The sequence below is a fragment of the Streptomyces corchorusii genome, assembly GCF_001514055.1.
Lineage (GTDB): Bacteria > Actinomycetota > Actinomycetes > Streptomycetales > Streptomycetaceae > Streptomyces > Streptomyces olivaceoviridis.
Map to the genome: position 1 here is coordinate 1 of NZ_KQ948407.1, position 882 is coordinate 882.

Below are 882 nucleotides of genomic sequence, written 5' to 3' on the forward strand. Positions count from 1 at the left end.
TCGGGTGCGGGGCGGTGACGGCCGGCGGCGTGTGCGGCCACAGGTTGGCCACCGCCCACTGCACGCCGCCGGTGCCGGAGGCGCCCGGGCCGTAGGCGAAGACCGGTCCGACCACCGGGAAGAGCATGTAGATGCCCGGCCCGAGGAGGCCGATCACCAGGAAGGTGCGCACCAGATGGTGGCGCGGGAAGCGGCCTTCGACCCCGACGTTGCGCAGTTGGTACAGCGCGACGACGACCGCGGCCACCGCGAGCTGGGCGTAGACCAGGCCGAGAAGATGCGTGCCGATCGGGTCGGTGGCCTGGAGTATCCGGCCCACCACCCACGAGGGATTGCCCAGCGCTTGATCGGCGGTCGCCACGTACTGATCGAGCACGGTCGGGCGGGTCTTCGCAGTGATGATCAGCCAGATGTCACCCGTCTTGCGGCCGGCGGCCAGCAGCAGGCCCAGCCCGACGCCCTTCAGTAGCAGGACCCGTTCCCGGCCGCTGCGGCGCGTGACGGCAATGACCGCGTAGCCCAGCATCACCCACAACGCGCCGTTGCCGAAGGAATGACCGTCGGCCGCCTCGGCGTCGACCGCCCATCGCACCAGTACGAAGACGACGTCGATGCAGATCGCGGCACCAACCGCGACGAACCGTTGCCGCCAGGTGAGCACCACCATCATCAGGGCCAGACCGGCGTACAGCGGCCCCGGCTTGGGGGCGAATATCGTCTCTTTCGCCTGCTCGGTCAACGGCCCGGGTATGCCGGCGTAGCGACGCGCGAAGATCTCCAGGATGATCAGGAAACCGAGTGTCGCCACACCAGCCGTGGCCCACAGTATCGCGCGTGGTTCGCGCCACGCGGCCGGTGTCGTTCTCCCCTTTATTCGCGAAA

General features: G+C 68.9%; 1 protein-coding gene. It reads right to left on the reverse strand.

The features are described 5' to 3' along the window. Positions 1-829 (reverse strand): DUF5933 domain-containing protein (locus tag AQJ11_RS45025; RefSeq protein WP_244218687.1); only part of this gene is annotated, 829 nt, incomplete at its 3' end. Positions 830-882 lie beyond the last annotated feature (53 nt).